Origin of the sequence: Streptomyces sp. NPDC052396 (assembly GCF_044593195.1) — a bacterium.
GTDB lineage: Bacteria > Actinomycetota > Actinomycetes > Streptomycetales > Streptomycetaceae > Streptomyces.
This window is the reverse complement of record NZ_JBIUAW010000005.1, coordinates 439064-465401: the sequence shown is the minus strand read 5'-3', so window position 1 is coordinate 465401 and position 26338 is coordinate 439064. Positions and strand designations below refer to the sequence as shown.

The 26338-nt window shown below is 68.2% G+C and carries 26 protein-coding genes, 1 tRNA gene and 1 pseudogene; 10 read left to right on the top strand and 18 right to left on the bottom strand.

Going from position 1 to position 26338, the window contains the following annotated elements:
• The first annotated feature begins 50 nt into the window (after positions 1 to 50).
• From ACIHFE_RS16125 to ACIHFE_RS16110, 4 genes are all read left to right on the top strand, one after another.
• Complete coding sequence (locus tag ACIHFE_RS16125; protein WP_400106868.1) at positions 51 to 467, top strand: pyridoxamine 5'-phosphate oxidase family protein; 417 nt, start codon at positions 51 to 53, stop codon at positions 465 to 467.
• 30 nt (positions 468 to 497) lie between these two features.
• Complete coding sequence (locus tag ACIHFE_RS16120; protein WP_400106866.1) at positions 498 to 995, top strand: hypothetical protein; 498 nt, start codon at positions 498 to 500, stop codon at positions 993 to 995.
• 27 nt (positions 996 to 1022) lie between these two features.
• Positions 1023 to 2333, top strand: a complete 1311-nt coding sequence (locus ACIHFE_RS16115; protein WP_400106864.1) for a PQQ-binding-like beta-propeller repeat protein — start codon at positions 1023 to 1025, stop codon at positions 2331 to 2333.
• A 128-nt stretch (positions 2334 to 2461) separates the two neighbouring features.
• The gene (locus tag ACIHFE_RS16110; RefSeq protein WP_400106862.1) at positions 2462 to 2971 is read left to right on the top strand and encodes a hypothetical protein; all 510 of its coding nucleotides are present in this window, start codon (positions 2462 to 2464) and stop codon (positions 2969 to 2971) included.
• 15 nt (positions 2972 to 2986) lie between these two features.
• Here ACIHFE_RS16110 and ACIHFE_RS16105 read toward each other — a convergent pair whose 3' ends face one another.
• The 5 genes from ACIHFE_RS16105 to dnaK all read right to left on the bottom strand — a co-directional run bounded on the left by ACIHFE_RS16105 (position 2987) and on the right by dnaK (position 7811).
• A complete protein-coding gene (locus tag ACIHFE_RS16105) occupies positions 2987 to 3436 on the bottom strand; it encodes a nuclear transport factor 2 family protein (RefSeq protein ID WP_400106860.1) in 450 nt (149 codons plus the stop codon).
• Positions 3437 to 3638: 202 nt separating this feature from the next.
• Positions 3639 to 4094, bottom strand: coding sequence for a heat shock protein transcriptional repressor HspR (locus ACIHFE_RS16100; RefSeq protein WP_400106858.1), 456 nt, complete (start codon positions 4092 to 4094; stop codon positions 3639 to 3641).
• A gap of 4 nt (positions 4095 to 4098) precedes the next feature.
• Positions 4099 to 5271, bottom strand: a complete 1173-nt coding sequence (gene dnaJ, locus ACIHFE_RS16095; protein ID WP_400106856.1) for a molecular chaperone DnaJ — start codon at positions 5269 to 5271, stop codon at positions 4099 to 4101.
• A gap of 42 nt (positions 5272 to 5313) precedes the next feature.
• The gene (grpE, locus tag ACIHFE_RS16090; protein ID WP_400106854.1) at positions 5314 to 5952 is read right to left on the bottom strand and encodes a nucleotide exchange factor GrpE; all 639 of its coding nucleotides are present in this window, start codon (positions 5950 to 5952) and stop codon (positions 5314 to 5316) included.
• Positions 5949 to 7811: a molecular chaperone DnaK gene (dnaK, locus tag ACIHFE_RS16085; RefSeq protein WP_400106852.1), complete on the bottom strand. Its 1863-nt coding sequence runs from the start codon at positions 7809 to 7811 to the stop codon at positions 5949 to 5951. Before dnaK ends, grpE begins: the two co-directional genes overlap by 4 nt.
• Before the next feature lie 251 nt (positions 7812 to 8062).
• Between dnaK and ACIHFE_RS16080 the strand changes: the two genes are divergently transcribed.
• A complete protein-coding gene (locus ACIHFE_RS16080; protein WP_400106849.1) occupies positions 8063 to 10327 on the top strand; it encodes a (Fe-S)-binding protein in 2265 nt (754 codons plus the stop codon).
• A gap of 210 nt (positions 10328 to 10537) precedes the next feature.
• The gene (locus tag ACIHFE_RS16075; RefSeq protein WP_400106847.1) at positions 10538 to 11470 is read left to right on the top strand and encodes a Yip1 family protein; all 933 of its coding nucleotides are present in this window, start codon (positions 10538 to 10540) and stop codon (positions 11468 to 11470) included.
• 47 nt (positions 11471 to 11517) lie between these two features.
• Here ACIHFE_RS16075 and ACIHFE_RS16070 read toward each other — a convergent pair.
• The 7 genes and pseudogenes from ACIHFE_RS16070 to ACIHFE_RS16040 form a co-directional block, all read right to left on the bottom strand.
• Positions 11518 to 11847: pseudogene (locus ACIHFE_RS16070) on the bottom strand (phosphoribosyltransferase); the annotation flags it as partial.
• A gap of 74 nt (positions 11848 to 11921) precedes the next feature.
• Positions 11922 to 13136: a tyrosine-type recombinase/integrase gene (locus ACIHFE_RS16065; protein ID WP_400106845.1), complete on the bottom strand. Its 1215-nt coding sequence runs from the start codon at positions 13134 to 13136 to the stop codon at positions 11922 to 11924.
• 52 nt (positions 13137 to 13188) lie between these two features.
• Positions 13189 to 13371 carry a helix-turn-helix domain-containing protein gene (locus tag ACIHFE_RS16060; RefSeq protein WP_400106843.1) on the bottom strand — a complete coding sequence of 61 codons (183 nt, stop codon included), beginning with the start codon at positions 13369 to 13371 and terminating at the stop codon, positions 13189 to 13191.
• Positions 13368 to 14735: a replication initiator gene (locus tag ACIHFE_RS16055; RefSeq protein ID WP_400107028.1), complete on the bottom strand. Its 1368-nt coding sequence runs from the start codon at positions 14733 to 14735 to the stop codon at positions 13368 to 13370. The genes ACIHFE_RS16060 and ACIHFE_RS16055 overlap by 4 nt, the downstream gene beginning before the upstream one ends.
• 328 nt (positions 14736 to 15063) lie before the next feature.
• On the bottom strand, positions 15064 to 15258 hold the full coding sequence (locus ACIHFE_RS16050; RefSeq protein WP_400106840.1) for a hypothetical protein: 195 nt from the start codon (positions 15256 to 15258) through the stop codon (positions 15064 to 15066).
• Positions 15255 to 16562 (bottom strand): FtsK/SpoIIIE domain-containing protein, encoded by a 1308-nt coding sequence (locus ACIHFE_RS16045; protein WP_400106838.1) that lies wholly within the window; start codon positions 16560 to 16562, stop codon positions 15255 to 15257. The genes ACIHFE_RS16050 and ACIHFE_RS16045 overlap by 4 nt, the downstream gene beginning before the upstream one ends.
• Positions 16562 to 16921: a hypothetical protein gene (locus ACIHFE_RS16040; RefSeq protein WP_400106836.1), complete on the bottom strand. Its 360-nt coding sequence runs from the start codon at positions 16919 to 16921 to the stop codon at positions 16562 to 16564. The genes ACIHFE_RS16045 and ACIHFE_RS16040 overlap by 1 nt, the downstream gene beginning before the upstream one ends.
• A 164-nt stretch (positions 16922 to 17085) precedes the next feature.
• Between ACIHFE_RS16040 and ACIHFE_RS16035 the strand changes: the two genes are divergently transcribed.
• The gene (locus tag ACIHFE_RS16035; RefSeq protein ID WP_400106834.1) at positions 17086 to 17847 is read left to right on the top strand and encodes a GntR family transcriptional regulator; all 762 of its coding nucleotides are present in this window, start codon (positions 17086 to 17088) and stop codon (positions 17845 to 17847) included.
• 508 nt (positions 17848 to 18355) lie between these two features.
• On the opposite strand, the gene ACIHFE_RS16030 is transcribed toward ACIHFE_RS16035, so the two are convergent.
• Both ACIHFE_RS16030 and ACIHFE_RS16025 read right to left on the bottom strand, forming a co-directional pair.
• Positions 18356 to 18643 carry a hypothetical protein gene (locus tag ACIHFE_RS16030; protein WP_400106832.1) on the bottom strand — a complete coding sequence of 96 codons (288 nt, stop codon included), beginning with the start codon at positions 18641 to 18643 and terminating at the stop codon, positions 18356 to 18358.
• A 1011-nt stretch (positions 18644 to 19654) separates the two neighbouring features.
• Positions 19655 to 20266, bottom strand: coding sequence for an ATP-binding protein (locus ACIHFE_RS16025; RefSeq protein ID WP_400106830.1), 612 nt, complete (start codon positions 20264 to 20266; stop codon positions 19655 to 19657).
• A 65-nt stretch (positions 20267 to 20331) separates the two neighbouring features.
• Between ACIHFE_RS16025 and ACIHFE_RS16020 the strand changes: the two genes are divergently transcribed.
• Both ACIHFE_RS16020 and ACIHFE_RS16015 read left to right on the top strand, forming a co-directional pair.
• Complete coding sequence (locus ACIHFE_RS16020; RefSeq protein ID WP_400106828.1) at positions 20332 to 21621, top strand: tetratricopeptide repeat protein; 1290 nt, start codon at positions 20332 to 20334, stop codon at positions 21619 to 21621.
• 32 nt (positions 21622 to 21653) lie between these two features.
• On the top strand, positions 21654 to 22379 hold the full coding sequence (locus ACIHFE_RS16015; protein WP_400106826.1) for a creatininase family protein: 726 nt from the start codon (positions 21654 to 21656) through the stop codon (positions 22377 to 22379).
• Between the two features lie 343 nt (positions 22380 to 22722).
• Here ACIHFE_RS16015 and ACIHFE_RS16010 read toward each other — a convergent pair whose 3' ends face one another.
• The 3 genes from ACIHFE_RS16010 to ACIHFE_RS16000 form a co-directional block, all read right to left on the bottom strand.
• Complete coding sequence (locus ACIHFE_RS16010) at positions 22723 to 23220, bottom strand: phosphoribosyltransferase (protein WP_400106824.1); 498 nt, start codon at positions 23218 to 23220, stop codon at positions 22723 to 22725.
• 34 nt (positions 23221 to 23254) lie between these two features.
• Positions 23255 to 23830 (bottom strand): dCTP deaminase, encoded by a 576-nt coding sequence (gene dcd, locus ACIHFE_RS16005; protein WP_109282128.1) that lies wholly within the window; start codon positions 23828 to 23830, stop codon positions 23255 to 23257.
• 84 nt (positions 23831 to 23914) lie between these two features.
• The gene (locus ACIHFE_RS16000) at positions 23915 to 24079 is read right to left on the bottom strand and encodes a hypothetical protein (protein WP_400106822.1); all 165 of its coding nucleotides are present in this window, start codon (positions 24077 to 24079) and stop codon (positions 23915 to 23917) included.
• 257 nt (positions 24080 to 24336) lie between these two features.
• On the opposite strand from ACIHFE_RS16000, the gene ACIHFE_RS15995 reads away from it, so the two are divergent.
• Positions 24337 to 24407: transfer RNA gene (locus ACIHFE_RS15995), tRNA-Gly, on the top strand.
• Between the two features lie 462 nt (positions 24408 to 24869).
• Here ACIHFE_RS15995 and ACIHFE_RS15990 read toward each other — a convergent pair.
• Positions 24870 to 26279: a short-chain fatty acyl-CoA regulator family protein gene (locus ACIHFE_RS15990; protein WP_400106820.1), complete on the bottom strand. Its 1410-nt coding sequence runs from the start codon at positions 26277 to 26279 to the stop codon at positions 24870 to 24872.
• Positions 26280 to 26338 lie beyond the last annotated feature (59 nt).

Here is a 26338-nt window from a genome sequence, read left to right as displayed (position 1 = left end):
CCACAGGCGCGGGCCGTCCGGGGCCGGCCGCCCCCAACTACCCTGACTCCATGGCCCACGACCTGCACGCCCTCCCTCCCGCCTACCTGGACTTCTGGCGCGCCCGCCACTTCCCCACCCTCACCACCCTCCGCCCCGATGGCACCCCGCATGTCGTGCCGGTGGGCGTGACCTTCCAGCCCGAGACCCGCACCGCCCGCGTCATCACCCGCAAGCACAGCCGGAAGGTGGCCAATGTCCTGGCCGCCGGACCCGACGGCGCCCGGGTCGCCCTCTGCCAGGTCGCCCCCGGCGGCTCCTGGGCCACCCTGGAAGGGATCGCCCGCGTCCGCACCGAGCCGGAGGCGGTCGCCGACGCCGTCGCCCGCTATGCCGAGCGCTACGGCCGTACGCCCGGCCCCAACCCGGACCGGGTGCTGATCGAGATCACCGTCACCCGCGCCCTGGGCTCGGTCGTCGCACCCTGAGTGTCAGACCCTCCCCATGGCCTCTCCGCCATGACGGCAGACGACCCGACCATGGCCCGCATCCACGAGGCGGTCACCCTGCACCACGAGGGCGACCCGGCGGCCGCGCGGAACCGCCTCGATGCGCTATGGGCGGAGATATCCCCGGACGGCGACCCCTTCCACCAGTGCGTGCTGGCGCACCACCTGGCCGATACCCAGGACGACCCCCACCAGGAACTGCTCTGGGACCAACGTGCCCTGGCCGCCGCCGACTCCGTCACCGACGCCCGCGTCAAGGAGCACCACTCCTCTCTGGCGATCCGCGGCTTCTACCCCTCCCTCCACCTCAACCTGGCGGAGAGCTACCGCAGGACCGGCGACCCGGCCCGGGCCCGTGAACACCTCGCCCACGCCCGCGCGTTCACCGGCGCACTCGGGGACGACCCCTACGGCCACGGCATACGCGCCGCCCTCGACCGGCTGGCGGACCGGCTGACGGACCGGCTGACCCAGCCGGCGACATGCGAAGATCCTTCCCGCACTTAGCAGAAGGCGCGATCAGGGGGCCCCGCCATGCCATCCACCAAACGTCCCGCAACGGTCGCCGCGGCAACTGCCGCCATTGTGGCGGCGCTTGTCTCCCTTACCGCCTGTGGCGGAAGCGGCGGCGGCGACGGGATGAAGCCGGTGTCCGCTCCGCACAACGCCCCGCCGGCCCGTAAGAGCTTCGACCCGCCGCACACCTTCGGCAACGCCGGGGTGGGCCTCCCGAACGAGGCGAACCAGGGCAACATCGACATGGCGGGCCGGCTGGCCGGCCACCCCCCGATATCCCTGTTCCGCACCACCGCCTATGTCGCCTCCGCCGACCGCCTGCAGGCCGTGGACACCACCACCGGCCGGGTACGCGCCACCGTGGAGCCGCAGCGCAAACCACTCGGCAACAACGGCGGTACCTTCGACCGGACTTCGGTCCCGCCACCGGTGATCGCCGACTTCCATGGCAAGTCGCTGGTGGTCATGCCGTTCCTGGTGCAGATTCCGAGCTCCGGCACCACGCCCTCCGGCACCGCCCTGGAGATGGTCTACGTCAACGCCGAGAACGGCACCCGGGAGTGGCGCACCGAGACCGTACTGCCCGCCTGGGCCGGTAACTCCTTTGGCAAGGTCACCACCGCCGTGGTGAGCGCCGACCGCGGCATCGCCGTCGTCCGGGTATCCGACGACGAACACGGCATCACCTACGCCGTCAGCCTGGACACCCGCCAGACGCTCTGGCAGAAGGACCTCGCCGCCGCGGCCGCGGCCGATGGCGTGGTGACCGCCCTGGACCCGTCCGGCATCGGGGCCCAGCAACACCTCAAGGGCTTCGACCTCGCCACCGGCGAGTCCCGCTGGTCCACCAAGGACGCGAGCTATGAGTCCTCCATCCAGGCAGCCGCACCACACCTGCTCGCCTTCTCCGGCCGCGACTACGGCAGCGGGCATGGCTTCACCCGGTTCCTCGATCCCCGCACCGGGGAGGTCAAGGGCGAGCTGCCGAACGGCACTTACGGCCTTGACTGCCTCTACGACGGCAAGTCGGCCACCCTCTGCGGCGACCCCTCCGCCGACGGGCAGCTGATCGCTCTTGACGCCTCCTCCGCCCAACCGCTGTGGCAGCTCCCGGACAAGAACGCCAACCGGGTGGCACCCAGAGTCAGTGCCGTCTGGAACGGCGTCGTCTACGGCACCACCGGGAACGGCCCGGTGGCCCTGGACTCCCGCACCGGAGCGGACGCCAAGACGTCACCGGGCATCGCACCCGTCTTGGTCAACGGCTACACGGGCATCGCCCTGGACAAGGACACCAGCACACTCAAGGCGTATCCCACGACAGGCTGAGCGAACCCGATGGCGGGAACCGGACGTTGACACCGGTTTCCGCCCCGATAAAGCTGTGCCGCGGCAATCGCACGGCCCCGCACGTGAGTTGAGCACGGTCATCCGACCATCAACCCCTGGAGGCCCCCGTGCCCCGACGCTCCTCGCTCACCACACTCGCCGCCCTGCTGCTCGCCTCCTCCGCCGCCTTCGCGGCCGCTCCGGCCGCGGTGGCCGCGGTGGCGCAGCCGCAGGCCAGACCTGCCGCCCAGCTTTCGGCCGCTCACCTCAGAGGTGTCCACCCGGAGCTCAACGGACTGCGCGTAACAGGCATCAACGGCGGCAAGGTCTATCTGATCCTGGACGGCAAGCGGCGCTGGATCCCCAATCCGGCCACCTACGACCAACTGTTCCGCGGCTGGGACGGCATCCGTTATGCAGTCGACGTCGAGGGCATCACCGACGGCGGGCAGCTCTCCGACGGCGCCTTCCTGGCCAAGGCCCCCGATGGCCCACAGGTGTACCTGGTCACCAACGGCCAGAAGCGGTGGATCACCAGCCCCGCGGCGATGGACAAGTACTACTTCGACTGGCGCAAGATCGTCTCGGTCTCCTCGGTCGCCCTGCGCGGCTTCCCGACCGGCAGCCCGATCTCCTGAACCACCGGCCCCCGCTCACTCCTCCCCGAGCGCGGCCAGCAAGACCGACACCCGCCCCAGCGCGTGGAATGTGCCCAGGGTGTCCATGTAGTCCAGGGCATGCACAATCAGCCCGTCCCGCACCCGCAGGATCAACAGGCCGGTGATCTGCGCCGGTTGGCCATCGTCACCCAGGGTGGCGGTGGCCTTCCACTGTCCGATGACCACCTCCGGGTCCGCCCCGTCGAACACCACCACGTCGCGTATCTCCCGCAGCCGCACCGAAGACGCCCCCCAGGCCGCCCGGTACCCGGCCCGCACCTCCTCCCGCCCCTGATAGCGCTCCGGCCAGCCGGGCGTGAGGAAGGGGAACTCATGCACCGCGTCCGGTGCGTAGAGATCGGCGAGGTCATCGGCGGACCAGGCCAGCATGGCCTGGTGGTAGGCGGTGAGGGCCTCGCGCGGAGTGCGGGCGGTTTCGGGCATGGCTGGGCTCCGATCACACGGCGGGGGATACGGTCCGGACAGGTGCGACCCGTTGGCACCGGACGGCTGGCTCAACCCTACGCAGGACCGGGCGAGTTCGCTGCCCGGGCGGTACGTATGAACCCCGCGAACGCGGCGGGTGAAGGCCCGTCACCGAGCAGATGACGGGCCTTGGCGGGCCTTGCCCGAAGGGAAAAGAAGGTCAGCGGTCCCGCCTGGGCCGCCAGACGACCAGCGCGCTGGTCTGCTGGACGTCCTGGTACGGAACCAGGTCGCGCCGGTAGGAAGCGTGCACCTGGGCCTCGCGCTGCTGCATCGCCGCCGCGGCGCCGTCCACCACCGCCTGGAGCTCCGCGACGCGGGCGCTGAGCGCCGCGACCTGGTTCTCCAGCTCGATGATGCGCTTGATACCGGCCAGGTTGATGCCCTCGTCCTGGCTCAACTGCTGTACCTGACGCAGCAGTTCGATGTCCCGGGCCGAGTAGCGGCGGCCGCGTCCGGCCGTACGGCCGGGCGAGACCAGGCCCAGCCGGTCGTACTGCCGCAGGGTCTGCGGATGCAGGCCCGACAGCTGAGCCGCGACGGAGATGACGTACACCGGCGACTCGTCGGTGAGTTCATAAGGGTTCCGTCGGCGGCCGTCGCCGGTCGCGGTCATGGGGTCACGCTCCCTTCGCTGCCTGGAACAACTCCGCGCGCACATCCTCGCCCGCGGTGGCCTCACGATAGGTCTCCAGAGCGTCCCGGGCCTTGTCACCCAGGTCCGTGGGCACCGCGACCTCGACGGTGACCAGCAGGTCGCCCCGGGTGCCATCCTTGCGGACCGCGCCCTTGCCCCGGGCGCGCATGGTGCGGCCATTGGGCGTGCCGGGCGGCAGCTTGAGGGTCACCGGGGGGCCGCCGAGGGTGGGCACCCTGACCTCGCCACCGAGTGCGGCCTCCACAAAGGTGACCGGCACGGTGATGGTGAGGTTGTCGTCCTTGCGCCCGAACACCGGGTGGGAGCCGACATGGACCACGACATACAGATCGCCGTTGGGGCCGCCACGCTCGCCCGGCGCGCCCTTGCCGCGCAGCCGGATCCGCTGGCCGTCGGAGACTCCGGCGGGGATACGGACCTGCATGGTGCGCGAGGAGGTGGCGCGTCCGCTGCCCTTGCAGACATCGCAGGGGTTCTCGGGGATCAGCCCGCGGCCCTTGCAGTCGGGGCAGGGGTCGGTCAGCGAGAAGCCGCCGCCCGCGCCGCGGGACACCTGGCCGGTGCCCACACAGGTGGGGCAGACCCTGGGCGTGCCGTTCTTGTCACCGGTGCCGGAGCAGGCCTTGCAGGCCGCCGAGGAGGACATCCGCAGCGGGACCGTGGCCCCCTCGACCGCCTCGCCGAAGCTCAGCGAGACCTCGGACTCGATGTCCTGGCCGCGCCGCGGCTGGGTGCGGGTGGTGCCGCCGCCGCCCCGGTTGAACAGGCCGCCGAAGACATCGCCGATGCCACCGCCGAAGCCGCCGCCGCCGGCTCCGCCCTGGGCGCCTCCGAAGAGGTCGCCCAGGTCGAAGTTGAACGAACCGCCACCGCCCGGACCGGGCCGGAAGCCACCGTTGCCGAAGAGGGCGCGCGCCTCGTCGTACTCCTTGCGGCGCTTGGCGTCCGCGAGTACGTCATAGGCCTCGGAGATCTCCTTGAAGCGCTCCTCGGCCGCGGCGTCGCCCTTGTTGGCGTCCGGGTGGAACTCGCGGGCGAGCTTCCGGTACGCCTTCTTGATCTCCGCCTCGGTGGCGTCCTTGGAGACGCCGAGGGCCTTGTAGTAGTCCTTCTCCAGGAAGTCCTTGGTACTCATCCCCGGCGTCCCTCCTCCCGGTCACTGTCGGCTGTCATGGCGTCAGCCCTCGTCGGGGCCACCGCTCTCCTCGGCATCGTCGTCCGCTTCCGCCTTGGGCTGGGCGCCCGGCTGCGGCTCGGCGACCGCGACCCGCGCGGGACGGATGGTGCGCTCGCCGATCCGGTACCCCGGCTGCAGGATCTGCACGCAGGTGGTCTCGGTGACGTCCGGTGCGTAGCTGTGCATCAGGGCCTCGTGGATCAGCGGGTCGAAGGGCTCGCCCTCCTTGCCGAACTGATGAAGGCCCATCTTGGCGACGACCGTCTCCAGGGACTCGGCGACGGACTTGAAGCCGCCGACCAGTTCCCCGTGGTCACGGGCGCGCCCGATGTCGTCGAGCGTGGGCAGCAGCTCGGACAGGAGGTTCGCCACCGCGACCTCCTTGACCTGCACCCGGTCCCGCTCGACGCGGCGACGGTAGTTCTGGTACTCGGCCTGGAGCCGCTGGAGGTCCGCGGTGCGCTCACCCAGCGCAGCCTGGGCCTGGTCCAGCTGTGCCTGGAGGCCTACCTCGACCAGCTCTTCCCCGGCCGGGGCCGGACCCGCCTTGTCGGCGGGACCGGCACCCTGCTCCTTGGGGGTCTCGGCGTTGGAGGGGCCTTCAGGCTTCTCGTCAAAGCCCGGGGTCTCCTCCGTCACGCCGAAGCACCGCCCTTCGGCTTCTCGTCGTCGACGATCTCGGCGTCGACCACGTCGTCCTCGTGCTTGGGCTGCTGGGCACCGGCGGCACCGGCACCCGCGGCGCCGGCGGCACCCTGGGCGGCCTGGGCGTCGGCGTACATGGCCTGGCCCAGCTTCTGGCTGACCGCGGCGACCTTCTCGGTGGCGGTGCGGATCTCGGCGGAGTCCTCGCCCTTGAGCTTCTCCTTGAGCTCGCCGACGGCGGTCTCCACCTCGGTCTTGACCTCGGCCGGGACCTTGTCCTCGTTGTCCTTGAGGAACTTCTCGGTCTGGTAGACCAGCTGCTCGCCCTGGTTGCGGGTCTCGGCGGCCTCGCGGCGCTTGTGGTCCTCCTCCGCGTACTTCTCGGCCTCTTCGCGCATCCGGTCGACCTCGTCCTTCGGCAGCGAGGAGCCGCCGGTGACGGTCATCTTCTGCTCCTTGCCCGTGCCCAGGTCCTTGGCGGTCACGTGCATGATGCCGTTGGCGTCGATGTCGAAGGAGACCTCGATCTGCGGGACGCCACGCGGGGCCGGCGGCAGACCGGTCAGCTCGAACATCCCGAGCTTCTTGTTGTACGCCGCGATCTCGCGCTCGCCCTGGTAGACCTGGATCTGCACGGACGGCTGGTTGTCCTCGGCCGTGGTGAAGATCTCGGAGCGCTTGGTCGGGATCGTGGTGTTGCGCTCGATCAGCTTGGTCATGATGCCGCCCTTGGTCTCGATACCGAGGGACAGCGGGGTGACGTCGAGCAGCAGGACGTCCTTGACCTCGCCCTTGAGGACACCGGCCTGGAGCGAGGCACCGATGGCGACGACCTCGTCCGGGTTGACGCCCTTGTTGGCCTCCTTGCCGCCGGTCAGCTCCTTGACGAGCTCGGCGACGGCCGGCATCCGGGTGGAGCCGCCGACCAGGACCACGTGGTCGATGCCGGACAGCGGGATGCCCGCGTCCTTGATCACGTTGTGGAACGGGGTCTTGCAGCGCTCCAGCAGGTCCGCGGTCAGCTGCTGGAACTGGGCGCGGGTGAGCTTCTCGTCCAGGTGCAGCGGGCCCTCGGCGGAGGCCGTGATGTAGGGCAGGTTGATCGTGGTCTCGGTGGACGAGGACAGCTCGATCTTGGCCTTCTCGGCGGCCTCGCGGAGGCGCTGGAGGGCCATCTTGTCCTTGGACAGGTCGACGCCGTGACCGTTCTGGAACTGCTTGACCAGGTAGTCCACGACGCGCTGGTCCCAGTCGTCACCACCGAGGTGGTTGTCACCGTTGGTGGCCTTGACCTCGACCACGCCGTCGCCGATCTCCAGCAGCGAGACGTCGAAGGTGCCGCCACCGAGGTCGAAGACCAGAATGGTCTGGTCGTCCTTGTCCAGGCCGTAGGCCAGGGCGGCCGCGGTGGGCTCGTTGACGATACGCAGGACGTTCAGACCCGCGATCTCGCCGGCCTCCTTGGTGGCCTGGCGCTCGGAGTCGTTGAAGTACGCCGGGACGGTGATGACCGCGTCCGTGACCTTCTCACCCAGGTACGCCTCGGCGTCCCGCTTCAGCTTCTGCAGGATGAAGGCGGAGATCTGCTGGGGGTTGAAGTCCTTGCCGTCCAGGTTGATCTTCCAGTCGGTGCCCATGTGGCGCTTCACCGACCGGATGGTCCGGTCCACGTTGGTCACAGCCTGGCGCTTGGCGACCTCGCCGACCAGCACCTCGCCGTTCTTGGCGAAGGCGACGACGGACGGCGTGGTCCTGGCGCCCTCGGCGTTGGTGATGACGGTGGGCTCACCGCCCTCGAGAACACTGACGACGGAGTTCGTCGTACCCAGGTCGATGCCGACCGCACGTGCCATTTTCAGTCCTCCATGACTTGAGTGGAACAGGCTCAAGAGTGCAACACCGAAGCGATCGTGTCAACGGAGCTGAGTCGAGGGGGCTCAACTTTTATATGGGGCTTACGATCACCCGCCACGGTGGAGGCCGCCCGGGCGACGCAGATCACCGGCGCTGCGGGTGTGGCGGGCGCGAGAGAGTGAGTAGTCTCGTACGGACTGGATAAGTTACTGATTAGTAATCCCGCTCTCGCAGGCCCGAGGAGCCACCCATGCAACTCGCCGCGATCATCGTGTCGCTGGTTCTCATCGTGGTCGGCGTCGCGCTGCTCGGCCGTGCCGTGCTGCAGATCGTCCGCCATATGCGGATGGGTCAACCCGTGCCGGCCGGCACCCGCACCGACGCCCCCGTGGACCGCACGGTCACCGTTGCCAAGGAGTTCCTCGGCCATACCCGGATGAACCGCTGGGGCGTGGTCGGCGTCGCGCACTGGGGCGTCGCGCTGGGCTTCTTCTCGCTGCTGATCACGATCGTCAACGCCGCCGGGCAGCTCTTCAAGGCCGACTGGCTGCTGCCGTTCATCGGCGACTGGCTGCCGTACGAGCTCTGGGTCGAGTTCTTCGGCCTGCTGACGACGCTCGGCATCCTGGCCCTGATCGTCATCCGGCAGCTGAGCAAGCCGGGCAAGGCCGGCCGCAAGTCCCGCTTCGCCGGCTCCAACTTCGGCCAGGCGTACTTCGTCGAAGCCGTCATCATTATCGTCGGCCTCTGCATCATGACGCTGCGCGGCCTGGAGGGCGCCCTGCACGGCGTGGACGGCTACGAGGCCGGGTACTTCGCCTCGTACCCGCTGGTCGCGGCCTTCCGGGGGCTGAGCGTCGACACCCTGCAGAACCTTGTCTACCTGGTCGCCATGATCAAGATCGCGACGTCCTTCATCTGGATGATCACGATCTCCCTCAAGACCGACATGGGTGTGGCCTGGCACCGCTTCCTGGCCTTCCCCAACATCTGGTTCAAGCGTGAGGCCAGCGGTGATGTCGCGCTCGGCGCGCTGCTGCCGATGACCAGCGGCGGCCGGCCGATCGACTTCGAGGACCCGGCGGAGGACGCCCAGTTCGGCGTCTCCCAGATCGAGCACTTCTCCTGGAAGGGCCTGCTCGACTTCGACACCTGCACCGAGTGCGGCCGCTGCCAGTCGCAGTGCCCCGCCTGGAACACCGGCAAGCCGCTGTCCCCGAAGATGCTCATCATGACGCTGCGCGACCATGCGCACGCCAAGGCGCCCTACCTCCTTGCCGGCGGCGGCAAGGACATGGAGGGCGCGGAGAAGGCGACAGCCGAGCAGCTCAAGGACGTCCCCGCGGCCGCCCTGGCCGAGGCCGAGCGCCCGCTGATCGGCACCCTGGAGGAGAACGGCGTCATCGACCCGGACGTCCTGTGGTCCTGCACCACCTGCGGCGCCTGTGTCGAGCAGTGCCCGGTGGACATCGAGCACGTCGACCACATTGTCGACATGCGCCGCTACCAGGTGATGATCGAGAGCGCCTTCCCCAGCGAGGCCGGGACGATGCTCAAGAACTTGGAGAAGAAGGGCAACCCCTGGGGCCTGGCCAAGAAGCAGCGCCTGCAGTGGACCAAGGAGGTCGACTTCGAGGTCCCGGTCGTCGGCAAGGACATCGAGGACCTCACCGAGGTCGACTACCTCTACTGGGTCGGCTGCGCCGGCGCCCTGGAGGACCGCGCCAAGAAGACCACCAAGGCCTTCGCCGAGCTGCTGCACATGGCGGGCGTGAAGTTCGCCATCATGGGCGGCGAGGAGAACTGCACCGGTGACTCCGCCCGCCGCCTGGGCAACGAGTTCCTCTTCCAGCAGCTCGGCCAGCAGAACGTCGAGATGCTCAACATGGCCTTCGGCGAGGACGCGGAGGAAGGCGTCAAGGTCGCCAAGTCCAAGAAGAAGATCGTCGCGACCTGCCCGCACTGCTTCAACACCATCGCCAACGAGTACCCCCAGCTCGGCGGTGAGTACGAGGTCATCCACCACACCCAGCTGCTGCAGCACCTTGTCGACGAGGGCAAGCTGGTCCCCGTCACCCCGGTCGAGGGCCTGATCACCTACCACGACCCCTGCTACCTGGGCCGCCACAACAAGGTCTACACACCCCCGCGCGAGATCATCGCCAAGGTGCCCGGCCTGCGGAACGAGGAGATGCACCGCCACAAGGAACGCGGCTTCTGCTGCGGCGCCGGCGGCGCCCGGATGTGGATGGAAGAGCGCATCGGCAAGCGCATCAACAATGAGCGCGTCGACGAGGCCCTCGCCCTCAACCCCGACATCGTCTCCACCGCCTGCCCGTTCTGCCTGGTCATGCTCACCGACTCGGTCAACGGCAAGAAGAACGACGGCACGGCCAAGGAGTCCATCCAGGTGGTGGATGTCGCCCAGCTGCTGCTGGAGTCCGTCAAGACCCCGGTCGAGCCGGCGGGCGACGGGGAGTCGGCGGACGCTCCGGAGCCGGAGCCGGTGAAGTAACCGCCGTCATACGCCCCTACGACAACGGCCGGTGCCCGCGAGTGTTCGCGGGCACCGGCCGTCGTCAAACCCCGGCCTTTCCCAAACCCCGACCTTTCCCTGAGGGGCCCACCGCAAGCCCCTAAGGGATGTCACAGCTCCGCAGCAAAGGCCCCCTCGGCCACCCGGGGGCGGCTCCGCCGCCCGGCTGAAGCGGGTACGTTCGAAGGCGTGGCTGGATTCAGGATGGGACGCGGCGGGGACTCGAACGAGCCCGGCCCCGCGCGGCAAGGACAACACCCCGGGTACCCCGGGCAACAGCAGGCCGCCCCCTATGGCGGCGGTCAGCAGTGGCAGCGGCCGGGCGGCCACGACGACGAGCCGGAGTACTTCGGCGGTGGGCAGCAACCGCAGTACGGCCAGCAGCACGGTCAGCAGTACGCCGCGCCGTACGACCCCTACGCCACCCGCCCCGGTGAACACCCGGGCCAGACCCAGCAGTTCTCCCTGGGCGAGGCCCCGGACGCCTACCCGCCCCCCGGCGCGTCCGACCCCTATGGCGCCCCCAGCACCTATGGCGGCGACCCCGGCCAGGCGGCCGCGCCCGCCGGGCCGCCGCCCGGCCCCAGGCTGCACTGGAAGGAGCTGCTGAGCGGCATTGTGCTGCGCCCCTCCGCCACCTTCTGGCGGATGCGCGACCACGCCATGTGGGGCCCGGCGCTGATCGTCACCTTTGTCTACGGCCTGCTGGCCGTCTTCGGCTTCGACAAGGCGCGCAAGGACGTACTGCACGCCACCCTGGCCTCCGCCGTCCCGCTGGTGCTGACCGCCGGCGCCATCGTCCTGATCTCCGGGCTGATCCTGGGCGTTGTCACCCACACCATGGCCCGGCAGCTCGGCGGCGACGGCCTCTGGCAGCCCACGGTGGGGCTGTCCATGCTGATCATGTCCATCACGGACGCCCCGCGCCTGGTCTTCGCCATGTTCCTGGGCGGCGACAGCCCCTTCGTCCAGCTACTGGGCTGGGCGACCTGGGTTCTGGCGGGCGTGCTGTTCACCTCGATGGTCAGCAAGTCCCATGACATCCCCTGGCCCAAGGCGCTGGCCGCCTCGGCGATCCAGCTGATCGCCCTGCTGTCGATCATCAAGCTGGGCACACTGTGACAGAAGGCCCTGGCCGCGCAAGCGCGGCCAGGGCCTTCTCACATCCGTCAGGCGTCGAGGACCTGGCCCTCGCGCCGCACCACCGGCGGCTCCACGCTCCACGGGAAGTTGATCCACTCGTCGGTGCGCTTCCAGACGTACTCGCACTTCACCAGCGACTGCGTCTTCTCGTAGATCACCGCGCTGCGCACCTCGGCCACATGCTCCAGGCAGAAGTCGTGCACCAGCTTCAGCGTCTTGCCGGTGTCCGCCACATCGTCGGCGATCAGCACCTTCTTGTTGGAGAAGTCGATCGCGTTGGGCACCGGGGCCAGCATGACCGGCATCTCCAGGGTGGACCCCACACCGGTGTAGAACTCCACGTAGGACATGAAGAGTGCAGTCACCAGGCAATATGCCCAATGACTGCACTCAGACCCAGCACCAGCTCAGCACAGAGCCGGAGTTGGCACTACGCCACGCGATAGCGGGGCAGCGCGTCGGAGAGGTTCTGTGCCACAGCGAGCGCCACCGCTCCCTTGATCCGTTCCTCCGCCCCGGGCAGCAGGTGAACGTAGACCATCTCTGTCGTCTTGCTACTCGTATGCCCCATCCACTGTGCCAGCTCGAACAACGGCACTCCGGCGCCAATGGCAACCGAGGCGAAGTAATGCCTCAGGGACTTGGGGGTCAGCTTGCGATCTTCCAGATTGGCCTTCTTGATCGCCTTCTTCCATCGCTCATGGAACGTCGTCCGCGATGGGAAGCGCCCTCCGTAGGTCTCCGACTCGTAGAACCACCCTTCATCGCCCCACGTGCCGTACGTGCTGATGTGCGTCTGCCATTCCTGCCTGGTGATGTCCGGCACGGGCACTCTCCTCCCCCGCCGGGACCACTTGACCTCATCACGAATGGCCACCGACCGCCCCGCCCCCTCGTTCGCCCCGAAGGTGGAAAGCTGCGCGTTGACGGCGAAGAACCCCACCTCTTGATTCCACTTCGTCTCGCACACAGCCAGGGCTTCGCCGACCCGCAGACCACACCCCGCCATGCTCCAGATCGATGAGCGGTAGTAGGCAGGCATGTGTTCGAAGATGATCTCGACTTCCGAAGTGGTGGGGACCTCCGACGGGTCGATGGGCGTGTACTTCGGGTCCTTACGCTTACGCGCCTCCGCCTTCCTGCACGGATTCCTCGTGATGATCTCCGCGTTCCACGCGTACCGGAAGACGGACGCCAGGATGTTCTTGCGGACCGCGATGCCGTAGGGCTTGTACCCCCTGGCAGCCTGATCCGTCTCCCATTTGGTGATGTCGCTGGCAGTGATCGACCCAATGGGGCGAGGGCCGAACCACTCCGCAAAGTGGTTCTTATAGACGCTGCGGTACTGGACACGCGACGACTCAGCCAGCTGATCTTCACCGCCTGCGTTGATCCACTCGTCCCAGACATCGGCGAACGAGCGCTTCGACTGCCGGGGATCGATGTACGACCCGGTGTCCTTGTCGCGTTCAACCTTGCGTTCAAACATCTCCGCCAGCTTCCGGCCGGCGGCCCCCTTCTCGAACGACTTTTCACGCTGCCGCCCTGAGCGACCCCCCGGTTCCCGCCAGCGGACAACCCAGGGATGCGGGCATCGCTCCCAGGCAGTGATCGAGCAGTCACAACGCTTGATGATCGCACCCACGTTTAGAGATCCCCTCCCTGATGTGGACTCAGCACGAGAATTCTATACGCCCTCATGTTGCCGTGTGGGCTTCGAGCCAAAATTCCAAGTCCCTTTCCTTGAACCGCAGATGCCTGCCCACGCGGTATGCCTTGAGCCCCCACACTCGCCAGTTGCTGTACAGAGTGCTGAGCGGCACCGCGAGGTAGTCAGCCGCCTGGCCCGGCGTCAAAAGCCTGTTGGACCCGCCTCTCACTTGGCCTCACCCCGCATCACTCCATGGGCGGGATCCTCGCGCGCGAACTCACGGCTCAGGACGTGGCTTTGAGCGACTTCAGCCGCAATGAGTGCAGCACCGGAAGTGTGGCCAGAGCCGAGATAGCGCCAGTTGGCTTCCGTGATCACGTCGGCTCCGGCCGGGAGCTCGACGGCACCACGTTCGTACTCGGCCCGGTGGACTCGAAGCTTCGCGTAAGTGGTCGAGTAGACACGGGATTTGGTGAGGATGTGACCTCGGTAGCCGAGGGTGTGTGCCGAGGCCTGCAGGTTGAGGTGGGCAAACTCTGGGAGGCCGCCCAGTCGCCAGCAGGTGAGCATGAGCGCGCGAGCGTGTGGAGTGACGGGGGCGCGGTCGATGTCGGTGGCGTCGCGGATCCGGTGGTCGAGGCCGGTGGTGGTTCCGGTGGTGGTCGCTCCCTTGGTGACGTACTTGGCCACATAGGCCGCTACGGCGTCATCAGCCAGGCCGTCCGGGCCACCGAATGCCTGAAGGGGACGGGCGTCGAGTTCAGTGCCCCAGCGGAGGGCCAGTTCGCCCATGGCGGGGCTGTAGGGGGTGTGGACGAGGACCCTCCGAGCAGCGCCACGAACGGCGTCGATCAGGCGCTGTGCCGTTCCCCAGGGCGGGGGCGAGTCCCCAGGACCCTGGGGACCGTCGAGACGGATGACGGCGTGGAGGTGGATAGCGGCACGCTGCTGGTACTCGGCGACCTTCGCGAACGACAGCCGGGCGTGACGGGGGAAGTGGTTTTGGGGGACGCCTGCTGAGGTGGCGAGGTAGCGGCGGACGGCCCGGGCGAGGCGGGACCACAGTTCGCCGGCGTGCGCGTGCCACAAGACATGTGCCGTGTAGTCGTAGCACGCCGGGCACAGCGGCTGACCGGCCTGAGGGTCGTCCTGGGCGTGGATGCGGGGACAACTTTGCGGGCGGCCGTGTTCGCACTCGGTCCGTTCCCGGCGGGGGCGGCAACGCTGGCCGTCGGGGGCAGCCCGGTGGACGGGGCCGAAGCTGGGGGCGGTGAGGGTGACGAAGAGCCGGGGGTGGGTGCGGACCGTGGGCGGGACGGTCTTGCCGCCGGTGAGCCCCGCTCGCACCAGGTGGAAGGTGTCTCCGGCGTGGAGGCGGGAGCAGGAGGGGCAGACGCTGGCGCGGCGGTTGCGGCAGCGGACCAGGAGGCGTTCGCCGGGTTCGTCGCGGGTGGAGTAGTGGCTCAGGATCTCGCCCGTGGCCGCGTCGCGGGTGGTGGTCCAGCCGGTGAGGTGGATGGGGTGGGCGCAGCCGCCGGTGGCGGTGACTTGCTCGACCCAGCGGGGGAACTTCGGGTCGTTGGCGAGGCGGATGAGGTCTTGGTCGGTTTCGGGGAGCTGACGCAGGCGCGCCGCGCGGTCGAGTTCGGCGCGCCGGTCAGCCGCGGTGAAGTGTGCGGTGGTGATGGTGGAGACCTTCCGGGGTGAGCCGCCAGATGGGCGGCGGAGTGATGGGGTGGTGGGCCGGTGTCGTCCATGGGGGATCTCCCTTGCTGCGGTGGGTGGTTGGATCTAGCGGGTGGTGCCGGTGCCTCGGCAGCAGCGGCAGCGGCGCCAGTGGCCGGTGCGGGTCTTCAAGCGCCGCTCTCCCTTGCAGATGGGGCAGCGCACGGGGCGCATGGGCATACGGCCGTCCTTTGGGTCAGGTGTGGCTGAAGCCGGAGAGGAACCAGGTCACGAAGCTGTTGACCGTGAACACGGCCGGGGTCTGCCCGAGGTAGACGCCGAAGACCGTGATCAGTGCGGCTTCCCACCAGCGCACTTCGCGGGAGCGGATGAGCAGGACGGTCATGGCGCCGAAGACCAGGACCAGGGGGAGGGCGGTGCTCTCTTTCACGAGGCGTCGCCTCCTTCGCCCGCGAGCAGCAGGGCCCGGTAGACGCCGGGGAGGGCCGGGGTGAGGTCGGAGTACTTCAGGGCAGTCTGCAATGCCTCGTCCACGGTGGTCAGGTGGGATCGGGCCCTGGCCCAGCCGCCGTCTGGCCCGGCCACCACCGCCGTGCCTTGCTCGTTCGTGGCGATGGACTGCACGACGGTCACCGCGTCCTTGTTGAGATCACCCAGCGCCATTTCGGCGGTGCCCGGGTCGTTGACCCGGTGGCACACCCGGCCGGAGAGCTGGGCCCGCAAGGCGGTGACACCGCTGCCGAGTTCGGAGCCGATGCGCTGGCCGGCCACCACCAGGTGCACGCCGAGCGCCCCGCCGAGTTGGGCGATTCGCAGCAGCAAGGTGGAGCACTGTTCCACCTCGGCCTTGCCGGTGCGGGTGCCGTCGGCGAGGTACAGCTCGGCCAGCTCGTCCACGATCACCACCAGCGGTACTGGCCGCAGCTTGTCCGGCAGGTCCCAGATCGACCGCACTCCCGCGCTCCGGCACGCTTTCATCCGCACGTCCAGGTCGTTGACGACCGAGCCGAGGACGACGACGGCTTCGCGCCGGTTGGTGGCCAGAGCCGACAAGCGCGGTTCGAACAGGCCGAGCTCGATGCCGCCCTTGCAGTCGATGCCGATCAACCCCACATGCTGGGTCGAGAATTGGGCGATCAGACGGGCGAGGAGGGTGGACTTGCCGGACTGTGTGGCCCCCACGATCAGCCAGTGCGGCACGCGCCGCAGGTTGATCACCCATGCACCGCCGGACTCCAGGACCCCGACCAGCGCCGAGAGGTGGGCCGCCGGTGCCGAGACCAGTCCTGGGCGCAGGAGCGGGTCACTGGCCAGGGCCGTGATGTGCACCCGGCCGCGTTCCGGCGAGGTGACCCGGACGGCGTGGACGCGCCAGGCATGGGTTAACGCATCGGCCGCCGCGATGAACGGCGCCGGAGTCTGCCCCGGGTGCAGCCGCACCTCCAAGGTCACACCTGTGCGGGTCGCCCGGGGGAAGGAAATGCGCGGCGCGACCAGCCGCAGCGGATCACCCTTGACCACCAGGTCCCCCACCAGACCCCGCCGAGGCCGGGGAGAGACGGCCAGGTCGGTGTGGGTGGCGACCTTGCGCCAGGTCCACACGATCCGGCAGGCGGTGGCCGGGTAGCCGGTCAGGTACCACCACGCCACCGGGCACCGCTCGCGCATCCCGGCTCCGGCCACCACCGCCCACGCCACCGTGGCAAGGAACAACGCGAGCAGGATTGCCCCCATTACGCCCCACCACCCTTACCGCCGGCGGACGTTGCACGGGCGGCCGGTTCCACGGGAGTGATGGCGGCGGCGCGGAAGCTGATCCCATGCCGGTCGCCCATGGCCCAGGAGAAGGCTTCCAGGCCGGTGAGCCGTACCTCCATGCCTTCAGCCACGCCGACCGGCTCACCGGGAACGGAGACCTCGATCACTGAGGCCCGGCGCCCGTCCTGCCGCACCACCAGGCCCACCGTGTAGACGGTGTTGCCGTCCCTGTCCTTCTTGACCTGCTTGCTCTCAAAGTCCGTGATCTTCGGCTCTGGCGCGACGGCACACCGCACAACGCCAAGCCGACTTGTGTCCACAGGAATGGACTGCATCTGTGCTGGCCTCCCTGGCCAATTGGGGACGCCGACAACTCTTGCCGGTCGTCACTCGTGCTGACGAGTGACGACTATGGACCCTTGGTTTGATGCCGCGCAAGTGCTTATGCTGACGAGTGATGTGAAACGACCGGACCATGCATGACACGAGGGAGAGAACCGTGGGAGAGATTCAGCGGCCGGGCGCGCTGTACCAGCAGGTGGCAGCCGAGATCCGCAAAGCCATCGCCGCAGGCGAGTTCCCGCCCGGCGCCCCGCTCCCCTCCGAGGCGCAGCTCATCGAGCGGTACGGCGTCTCGCGCCCCACGGTCCGCAACGCGGTCGCCGCCCTGCGCTCTGAGGGACTGATCGAAGTCATCCATGGCAAGGGCTCGTTCGTGCGCGCCCTTCCCTCACCGACGTTGACCATCGACCGTGCCGTGACCCGCAAGGCCGGAACCTACGTCCTGGGCCAGGCATGGGATGCAGTCGAGAAGCCCGCCGTCTACCGAACGCAGACCACCGCGGCTACCGGTGCCCTGTTGCAATTGGGGGAGGGAGAAGCGCTGTTCGGCGTGGACCGGCTGCTGAGTGATCGGGCCACCGGCGCCAGGGCGCAACACCGGGTGCTCATCCCGTTCGCGGTCGCCGAGGGAACACCACTCACCGACGCCCCCGACACAGAACCGGCGGACATCTACGCCCTGTTGGCCGAGGCCGGGCACAAACTCACCTGGTCGGAGACCGTCAGCGCCCGCATGCCCCAGCCCGACGAACGCCAGGCCCTCGGCATCCCGGAAGCAACCCCGATCATCGTCTCCACCCGCATCACCCACGGCACCGGCCAGCAACCGCTTTTGCTCGAAGAACTTCGCGCCAGCGCCAGCCAGGCCCAGTTCACCTACCGCATCACCGCCAGCCCCGCCCGGGCCGCACGCGGCTGACCGGCGATCGGTCCAATTGCGCTTTACTTCCTCAAGGGCGCGCCGTTGGCGCGCCGGGCGGTCCGGGCGCCCCGGCGGGCTGCGGCCTGTCGGCCGGTCCCGCCGGACGCCCACCGCCCAGCCCGCGGCTACCCATCGGCGCCAGCGAAGCGGCAGCCGTTGCTACGTCGCGGCCGTGCGCACCGGTTGCTGTGCCGCTCCTCCTGTCCGCCGTGACGAGAAGAACGAGAAGCGTGGCTGAGCCGCGTGGGTGGTTGCCGGAGACCACGCGCGCCTGCCCGTTCGCCCGACCCACCATCGTGGCTGACTTTCCCTGGCTGAGGCCCAAGCAGGCGACAACCACGCTCAGCCAGTCCCCCGACGAACCGCCGAGCCCGGCCCTCTGCCCACACCCCGAACGAGGCTGGGCAGGTGGCCGGCGGACGGTCGGATCGTGCATCCGGCGACAGCGGTTGAGTGTGAGGTGATGCTGATGAACACCTGCGGGCTTGGCCACCGTCCCAGGCCGTCAACCAGCGTTACGCAACAGCCGTGCCACAGCGCGCGCTACGCCCGTTGTCCAGACCAGACGCACCATCCCGGAGCCATCCGCCTGAGTCTGGGCCGTCATCCGCATGTCCTCGGTGTCCACCCCTGCACTGCGCAGCGCCGTCTCCAACTCAGCCGCCGCGTCCCGGGCTTCCCGCCAGCCGCCCAGGTAGTCCACGCCGCGCACCCAGACCACATCGTCCGGATCGAACCCGGCACCCGTAGCCTCGAACGCCCCCTCCTCCGGCCCGAACATGAAACGTGCCACCCCTTCCAAGACTTGGACTGATCTTGACTATCGAGGGGCGCATCGCACGAACGCACGACGAGGGCCCCGGTACCATTCGGCACCGGGGTTCCTCGCGGATCCCTGCCGGACCACCCCGGTTGCTTCCCGGCGCAGGGGTGGTCCGGTTCTGTTTGATGTCTGGCGCGGTCCAGACCTCCCGGCGAGGTCCGGACCGCTTCAGCGGCCAGGGGGAACTGACCGCCGATCTTCCTCACCCCCCGACCAGTAGGGGTGCTGCCGCAGAGCAGTCGGGCATGGACGACCTGACCCCGCACGGCGTAAGGAAGTTGAAGGGCAGGAGCAACCGGCCTTCCCACCGGAAGCCCCCGCCCGGCTTATACAGGCGGGGAGCCGCCTTCACGACCACCGCCACGCGCGGCGATGTGCTGGCACATCCAGGCCGAGTCCTCCGCTGAGGCCGCAGGTTGGGTTCGGAGTCGCGCCCGGTCCAGGAGCTGAGTCAACTCGCGTTGCGAGACGTGCCGCCACCACCACTGGCGGACCCGGTAGGCCATGGAGCCCACGAGCTCACGCACACCCGTATCGACCCCACCGGCCCTTACCCGCATCTCGCCGCCATGGCGACGAAGACCGTTGGTGATCTCGACACGAAAACGCCCGCAGGACAGCAGCCGTTGACCCCTCGGAGCGGTCACCGCCCGGCCCTTCGCATCGGCTTGATCGCCAGCTCCAGAACCTCACCACGCCTGCCTAAACGAGCACCTTTGACCTTGAACCGGCCATCCTTGCGCCGGAGTACATCCCCACGCCGTGCACGACGCTGCTCCGAGTCCTTCGCCATACCTCTCGTCCACCTTCCTTGCCGATCTTGCTGATTGCTTTCAAAACGGGCGTGGCCCCTCGCCCCCAGTAGCCACTCGAGGGGCCACGCCCTGCTGAGCAGAGGCTCCATCCCGTCTCAGCAAGCCGGATGGCCGCGCGCCTGCCGATCCCTTGGGGAGGCACCTGGCGAACAGCCATCCGGGGTCTTTACAGCGACTCTTCCTGAACGCGGAGGTCGAATCGGCAGTAGACGGTCTTGCCACCCCGGTCCTCCGGGACCCACCACAGAGCGTCCGCCAAGCGAGTGGCGATGAGCAGGCCGCGCCCGCTGTCCGGCAACACCGCCTCCGGAGTGTTCTGCGCCCAAACCAGCGAGAAGGCTTCGCCGGACGGGAACGTGGGTGGATCGGAGTCTTCGTCTCGCACCCCGAGGATCAACCAGCCAGGCCAGATGTGAAGGATCAGCTCGACGAGTCGGGGCGCCCCGGGCTTCGCCAGGTGATTGTCCGGTACCGCGTGGTGGATGACGTTGCCGACCAGCTCGGAGACAGCCAAGACCGCATCATCCACGCGGGAGTCAAGGCCCCAGTCGATGAGGGCGTCTCTTGTCGTGTTGCGGGCCACTCGCGCGGTATCAGGGGAGTCCGCGTGCAGGGTCAGCGCTCTGAACCGCTCTTCGCGCGGCTGGCCAGCAGGCCACGGCCTGACCACCCAACGGCTGGTGTGCGAAGGCGGGTTCGCTTCTTGCGGCCTTCTTTCCATGCCTTCAGCATCACGAGTTCCGGCCTGCACAAGTAGCTCAGCCTGATTACCCACCATGGGTAACATCCCTGGCAACAACGCACGGCCAGTACGCGTATCCGCCCTTCCCCGGAGCGTGGTTCATGCCCAAGCCCGACCCTCCAGGCGGCATCCCCGAACGCCTGCTCAACAGCGCAGAGATGATCGAGGCATGCCGAAGTCGCGACTTCACCAAGGTCTTTCAGTTAGCGAAGCGCGGCGGAATTTACCCCTCGCGCCTGGCGCGGTTGGTTGATCTGTCCCCGAGCCGCGTTGGCGAGATCATCAAGGGCGAACGCGCCGTAGAGCGGATCTTCGTTATCGAGCGGATCGCGGACGGGCTCCGCATCCCGGGACACATGCTTGGACTGGCCCGCCGCGACTGGGAGGCCGCCCCCAACGCTGCGCCAACGCCGATGCCGACCACCTGGACGTCAGGTGTGCCGGCGCCCGAACCTCTGTGGTCACCAAGCGTGGACGAGGACACGGCCGACCCTGAGTTCGTGGCCAGTCTCATCGAAAGCCAACTGCCCCAGCATTATCAGGGCGCCAACTACTTCGGCTCGCGCCACACCATCCCGGCTGTGGTCCAGCACGCCCGAACCATCACCCAGCTCTTGGAGATGGCTGCCGGACCCCAGCGCGACTCACTGTTGCGGACGGGCGGCAAGGTAGCCGAGTTCATCGGGTGGCTCTACCAGGACCTAGGGGACTTCGCGGCCGCCGCCTACTGGTCCGACAGGTCGATGGAGTGGGCCCAGGAAGCGGCCGACGACCACATGCAGGCGTACATCCTCTTCCGCAAGAGCAACCAGGCAACCGCCCAGGCCAGCGCCGAAAGGACTGTCGGTCTGGCGAGGGCAGCCCAACGCATCTCTTCGCTGACACCGCAACTGACAGCGCTGGCTGCCCAACAAGAGGCCCAGGGCTACGCCTTGATGCGCAACCCGAAAGCCGCTCTCGCCAAGTTCGACGAGGCTCATGCGCTAGCCAGCGCGCCGGCGGAATCCTCCATCACGGCATCTCTCGACACCTCGTACTGCACACCCACGTACATCGAGATCCAACGCGCCAATTGCTGGATCGATCTCGGCCAACCACAGCGGGCCGTCCAGCTCTTCCAGGACCAGCTAGCCGCCTTGCCACCGGTCTACCGCAACGACCGAGGGGTCTATCTCGCCCGGCTCGCACGCGCCCACGTCAAAGTCGGAGAGCTGGAGCAGGGCACCGAGGCCGCGACCAAGGCACTGGCCATCGTGGCGCAGACGGGATCCGCTCGGACCCTCGCAGAACTTTCCTCAGTAGCGAAGGCCGTGGAAGGCCAGCGCACGCATCCCGCCGTCGCGACGTTTTTCGATCAGCTCCGCGCCACAAAGGAGCAGTTCGCGGCATGACACGATCGGGATTGGTACGAAACGCTAGGACCATGGACGACCTGATCACGCAAGCCACCTCCAGCGACGAGCGCGAGCGCGGCCCGGCGGTTGCCGTACTGCCGGTCGGCAGCTTCGAACAACACGGCGATCACCTGCCGCTCACCACCGATACAGCCATTGCCTGCCTGATCGCCCGCCGGATCGCCGACGACCACAACCTGTTTCTCCTGCCGCCGATCACCATCTCCTGCTCCCACGAGCACGCGCCCATGGCAGGGACCGTCAGCATCACCGCCAGCACGCTCTATGCGATGGTCAACGACATATGGCGATCACTCGAAGCGTCAGGCGTTCCTGGCCTCCTCATCGTCAACGGTCACGGCGGCAACTACGTCCTTCAGAACGTCGTCCAAGAGATCAACGTGCATGGGCCCAAGGTCGCTCTTTTCCCGGTGAGCGAGGACCGCTCCCGGGCCCGAGCCGACGCCGAGTTGGTGAGCACCGGAGCAGAGGACATGCACGGCGGGGAGTTCGAGGTGTCGCTGCTGCTCCACGGGGCCCCGCACTTGGTACGCGACGGCATCAAGGAAGACGACCACTCCGCGCCCCGCCGCCCGCATCTGCTCACCTTGGGCATGGCCGGCTACACGACCAACGGGATCATCGGCAGACCATCAGTTGCCACCGCCAGCAAGGGTAAAGCGATCTTGGACAGCCTCTCCCGATCGGCTCAGGCCCACTTGGAACTGATCACGCCGCCAGCTGTCCAGCGGTAGTCCTCTCACCGCGCCGACGCCTGGGCTCGGCGACACTCCATGCCACACAGATGGCCCCCTGCCCGAACTGGACAGGGGGCCATCTGGCACACCAGCGATTGGGGCAGACCCTCATCTTGACCGAGCCCTGGTCCGAGAGGCTGACCAGTGCTCCGAAGGCGCTATCGACTACTTTGCCACCCGGCTCTGGGCCCGTGCTGAGTGACCAGCTTGGAGAGCACCAGACTCAGCACGGATTCAGCACAATGACGGCGATCAACGGCAAAGAACGGTTGTGAACGGCTACGCCGAGGCTCAGCACCGTTCCAGTCAGTGTTCGAGTTCACACCCCTAGGGCGTCCCTCTATGCGTCGAGGACCTGACCCTCACGACGAACGACCGGCGGCTCCACCGACCACGGGAAGTTGATCCACTCCTCAGTGCGCTTCCAGACGTACTCGCACTTCACAAGGCTGTGGGACTTCTCGTAGATAACCGCAGAGCGGACCTCGGCAACGTGCTCCAGGCAGAAGTCGTGCACCAGCTTCAGCGTCTTGCCGGTGTCGGCCACATCGTCGGCGATCAGGACCTTCTTGTTGGAGAAGTCGATCGCGTTGGGCACCGGAGCCAGCATGACGGGCATCTCCAGGGTCGTGCCGACCCCAGAGTAAAACTCCACGTTCACCAGGTGGATGTTCTTGCAGTCCAGGGCGTAGGCCAGGCCACCCGCGACAAAGACGCCGCCGCGCGCGATGGACAGGACGATGTCCGGCTCATAGCCGTCGTCCGCGATGGTCTGGGCCAGCTCTCGGATGGCCTGCCCGAAGAGCGGGTAGGTCAGATTCTCGCGCTTGTCACTCACTGTTGCTTCTTGCCCTGTCCTGCTCTGAGTCTGCTCAGACCTGCGTGCGATGGAAGTTCTGGAAGGACCGCGAGGGCGTCGGCCCACGCTGTCCCTGGTAACGGGAGCCGTGCTTGACGGACCCGTAGGGGTGCTCGACCGGGGAGGTCAGCCGGAACATGCACAACTGCCCGATCTTCATGCCCGGCCAGAGCTTGATCGGAAGCGTGGCCATATTGGACAGCTCCAGGGTGACATGCCCGGAGAAGCCCGGGTCGATAAAGCCGGCCGTGGAGTGTGTCAGCAGCCCCAGCCGGCCGAGGCTGGACTTGCCCTCCAGCCGCGAGGCGACGTCATCGGGAAGCGTGATGACCTCGTAGGTGGAGGCGAGGACGAACTCCCCCGGGTGCAGGATGAACGCCTCGTCGCCGTCCGGCACCACCTCACGCGTGAGGTCCGCCTGCTCGACCGCGGGGTCGATGTGCGGGTACCGGTGGTTCTCGAACACCCGGAAGTAGCGGTCCAGCCGCACATCGATGCTCGACGGCTGCACCATCGACTCGTCGTACGGGTCTATCCGCACCCGGCCGGCGTCGATTTCTTTCCGGATGTCCTTGTCTGAGAGAAGCACGGATCGAAGGATACGCGGAGACGGCGAACAACGCGGGCCCGGTCCGAGGGGACCGGGCCCGCGCGCCCTACCTGCCGATTATGATCAACGCTTCTCCAGCACCACCGGCACCGAGTGCCGCAGCCGCGCACAGCGCGGACAGCGCAGCAGCCGCCCGGGGCCCAGCCGGTCGGGGCCGAGATTCTGCATCGGGAACGAAGCGGTGCTGAAAACGTGCCCTTCGGCACAACGAACGACAGTGCGCTCCATCGAAGCTCCCTTTCCCCACACAAACAACGACAAAAGCCACATTAGGGGATATAAGGGACCTGCTCGAACACGGCACTCCCAGCTCCCCCGGGCCGCTTTCCGCGCCCACACGCTACGCCCCAACTCCCGCCGTCCGTACGCCCGTCCCACCCCTTCCACACCATCCGCATATGCGAGAAGCCCCTCGGTGAACGGTTCACCAAGGGGCTTGCATGAGGTAGAGTGTGCGACGATGCGACGCCCTGAAGGGCGTCCGCGCGGGCGTAGTTTAATGGTAGAACATGAGCTTCCCAAGCTCAGAGCGCGAGTTCGATTCTCGTCGCCCGCTCTTACAAGAATCCCCAGGTCGGAGATCTGGGGATTCTTTGTTGTCCAGACCTGTCACGCCCCTCCGTGCCCTCCGCATGCCCTAACTTGTGGGCAACGCGCGACCGAAGCGCATTTCCGAGGTGCGGGACGGCGGATGGGGCCGCCGAGTCTCACATTGCGAGACGCGTTTCCTCATGCCCAGCACGACGGGCACTGGGACGACCACTGACCTTCAGGGCGCACTGACCTTCAGGATGTCTGTGCCCGATCTGCCTTCCGGCAGCCGGACCGGGACCACGGGTCGCGGCCGAACAGACGCTGACACCCGCGGTGCCGTCGGACAATGCTGCGGGACGCGGTGTAGAGGGCGACGAGAACACGCCCGGGCCGGGCACCTAAGCGCTCCCCGGACGACGTCGTCCGGACGGGCCCCGGCAGCCAGACCGGGTTTTACCCCTCCAACACCGGTTGATTCCCAAGCTCAGAGCGCGAGTTCGGACACCGGGTACGGGATGAAAGTGCTGGTGTTCTCGTCGACGGCGAGCGGCTGCCCGAGCGGGGGGACAGCGCGCTGGGGGCAGTCCAGGCGTTCGCAGACCCGGCAGCCCATGCCGATTGGCGTGGCGGCGGAGGCGTTGGCCAGGTCGAGGCCATCGGAGTAGACGAGGCGGGAGGCGTGCCGGATCTCGCAGCCCAGGCCGATGGCGAACGTCTTGCCGGGTTCGCCCCAGCCACCACGGCTGCGGGTGACCGTGCGGGCGGTCCACAGGTACCGCTGTCCGTCGGGCATGGCGGCGATCTGGACGTGGATGCGGCCGGGCGCGGCGAACGCCTCGTAGACGTTCCACAGCGGGCAGGTGCCGCCGGCGCGGGAGAAGTGGAAGCCGGTGGCGGACTGCCGCTTGGACATATTGCCGGCGCGGTCGACGCGGACGAAGGAGAACGGCACTCCGCGCAGGCGGGGGCGTTGGAGAGTGCTGAGGCGGTGGCAGACGGTCTCATAGCCGAGGCCGAACCTGTCGGTGAGGCGCTCGATGTCGTAGCGCACGTCCTCGGCGGCGGCGTGGAAGTCGCGGTAGGGCAGGATCAGCGCGGCGGCGAAGTAGTTGGCGACCCCGATCCGCGCCAGTTTCCAGGCCGGGGAGGTCTCGTCGAAGTCCTCTCCGGCGTGCCGGGAGAGTTCGTCGCCGTAGGCGAGCAGGGCCAGTTGGGTGGCCATGCGGAAGGCTTGCTGGCCGGGGCGCAGGCGCGGTGAGAGGTGCAGGGTGCGGGTCTGCGGGTCGTAGTGGTGCGGCCGGTCGCCGTCGGCCGTGATGCGTACGCCATGCTGGCCGGCGAGTTGGGCGGCGAGTGCCTGACGGACTTCGCCAGGGCGGATGCCGATGCGCTGGGCCAGCTCCTCGGCGGCGATGTCCGCGTCGTGCAGGTAGTTCTGGCGACGGTAGAAGAACTCGCGGATCTCCTCGTGCGGCGTTCGGGCAGTGGCTGGGCCACTGCCCGCGCCGCGGCCGTCGGCGGCCTGGGCGAGCCGCTCGCTGAGCTCCTGGTTGCGGCGGCTCAGCCGGAGCAGGACTTCGCCGACGCCGGGCAGCCGGTGGGCGAGTTCGGACAGCTCGGAGGCGGAGACGCGGGCGTCGGCGACCTCGTCGGCCAGGGCCTCGCGCAGGTCGGCGACGAGGCGGCTGGTGTCCCGTTCGGAGAAGAAGCCGGGGTCGACGCCGAACGCTTCGGTCAGCCGCAGCAGCACGGGCACGGTCAGCGGCCTGGAGTCGTGTTCCATCTGGTTGAGGTAGCTCGGGGAGATCGCCAGGACGCGGGCCAACTCGGCCTGGCTCATCCGACGGTCCTCGCGCAGTCGCCGCAGCCGTGTCCCTGCGTAGGTCTTGCTCACCCCGGGCCTCCTCCCGCCACCCGCATCGTAGGTGCGAGCAGGGGCTCATAAGCCTTCGC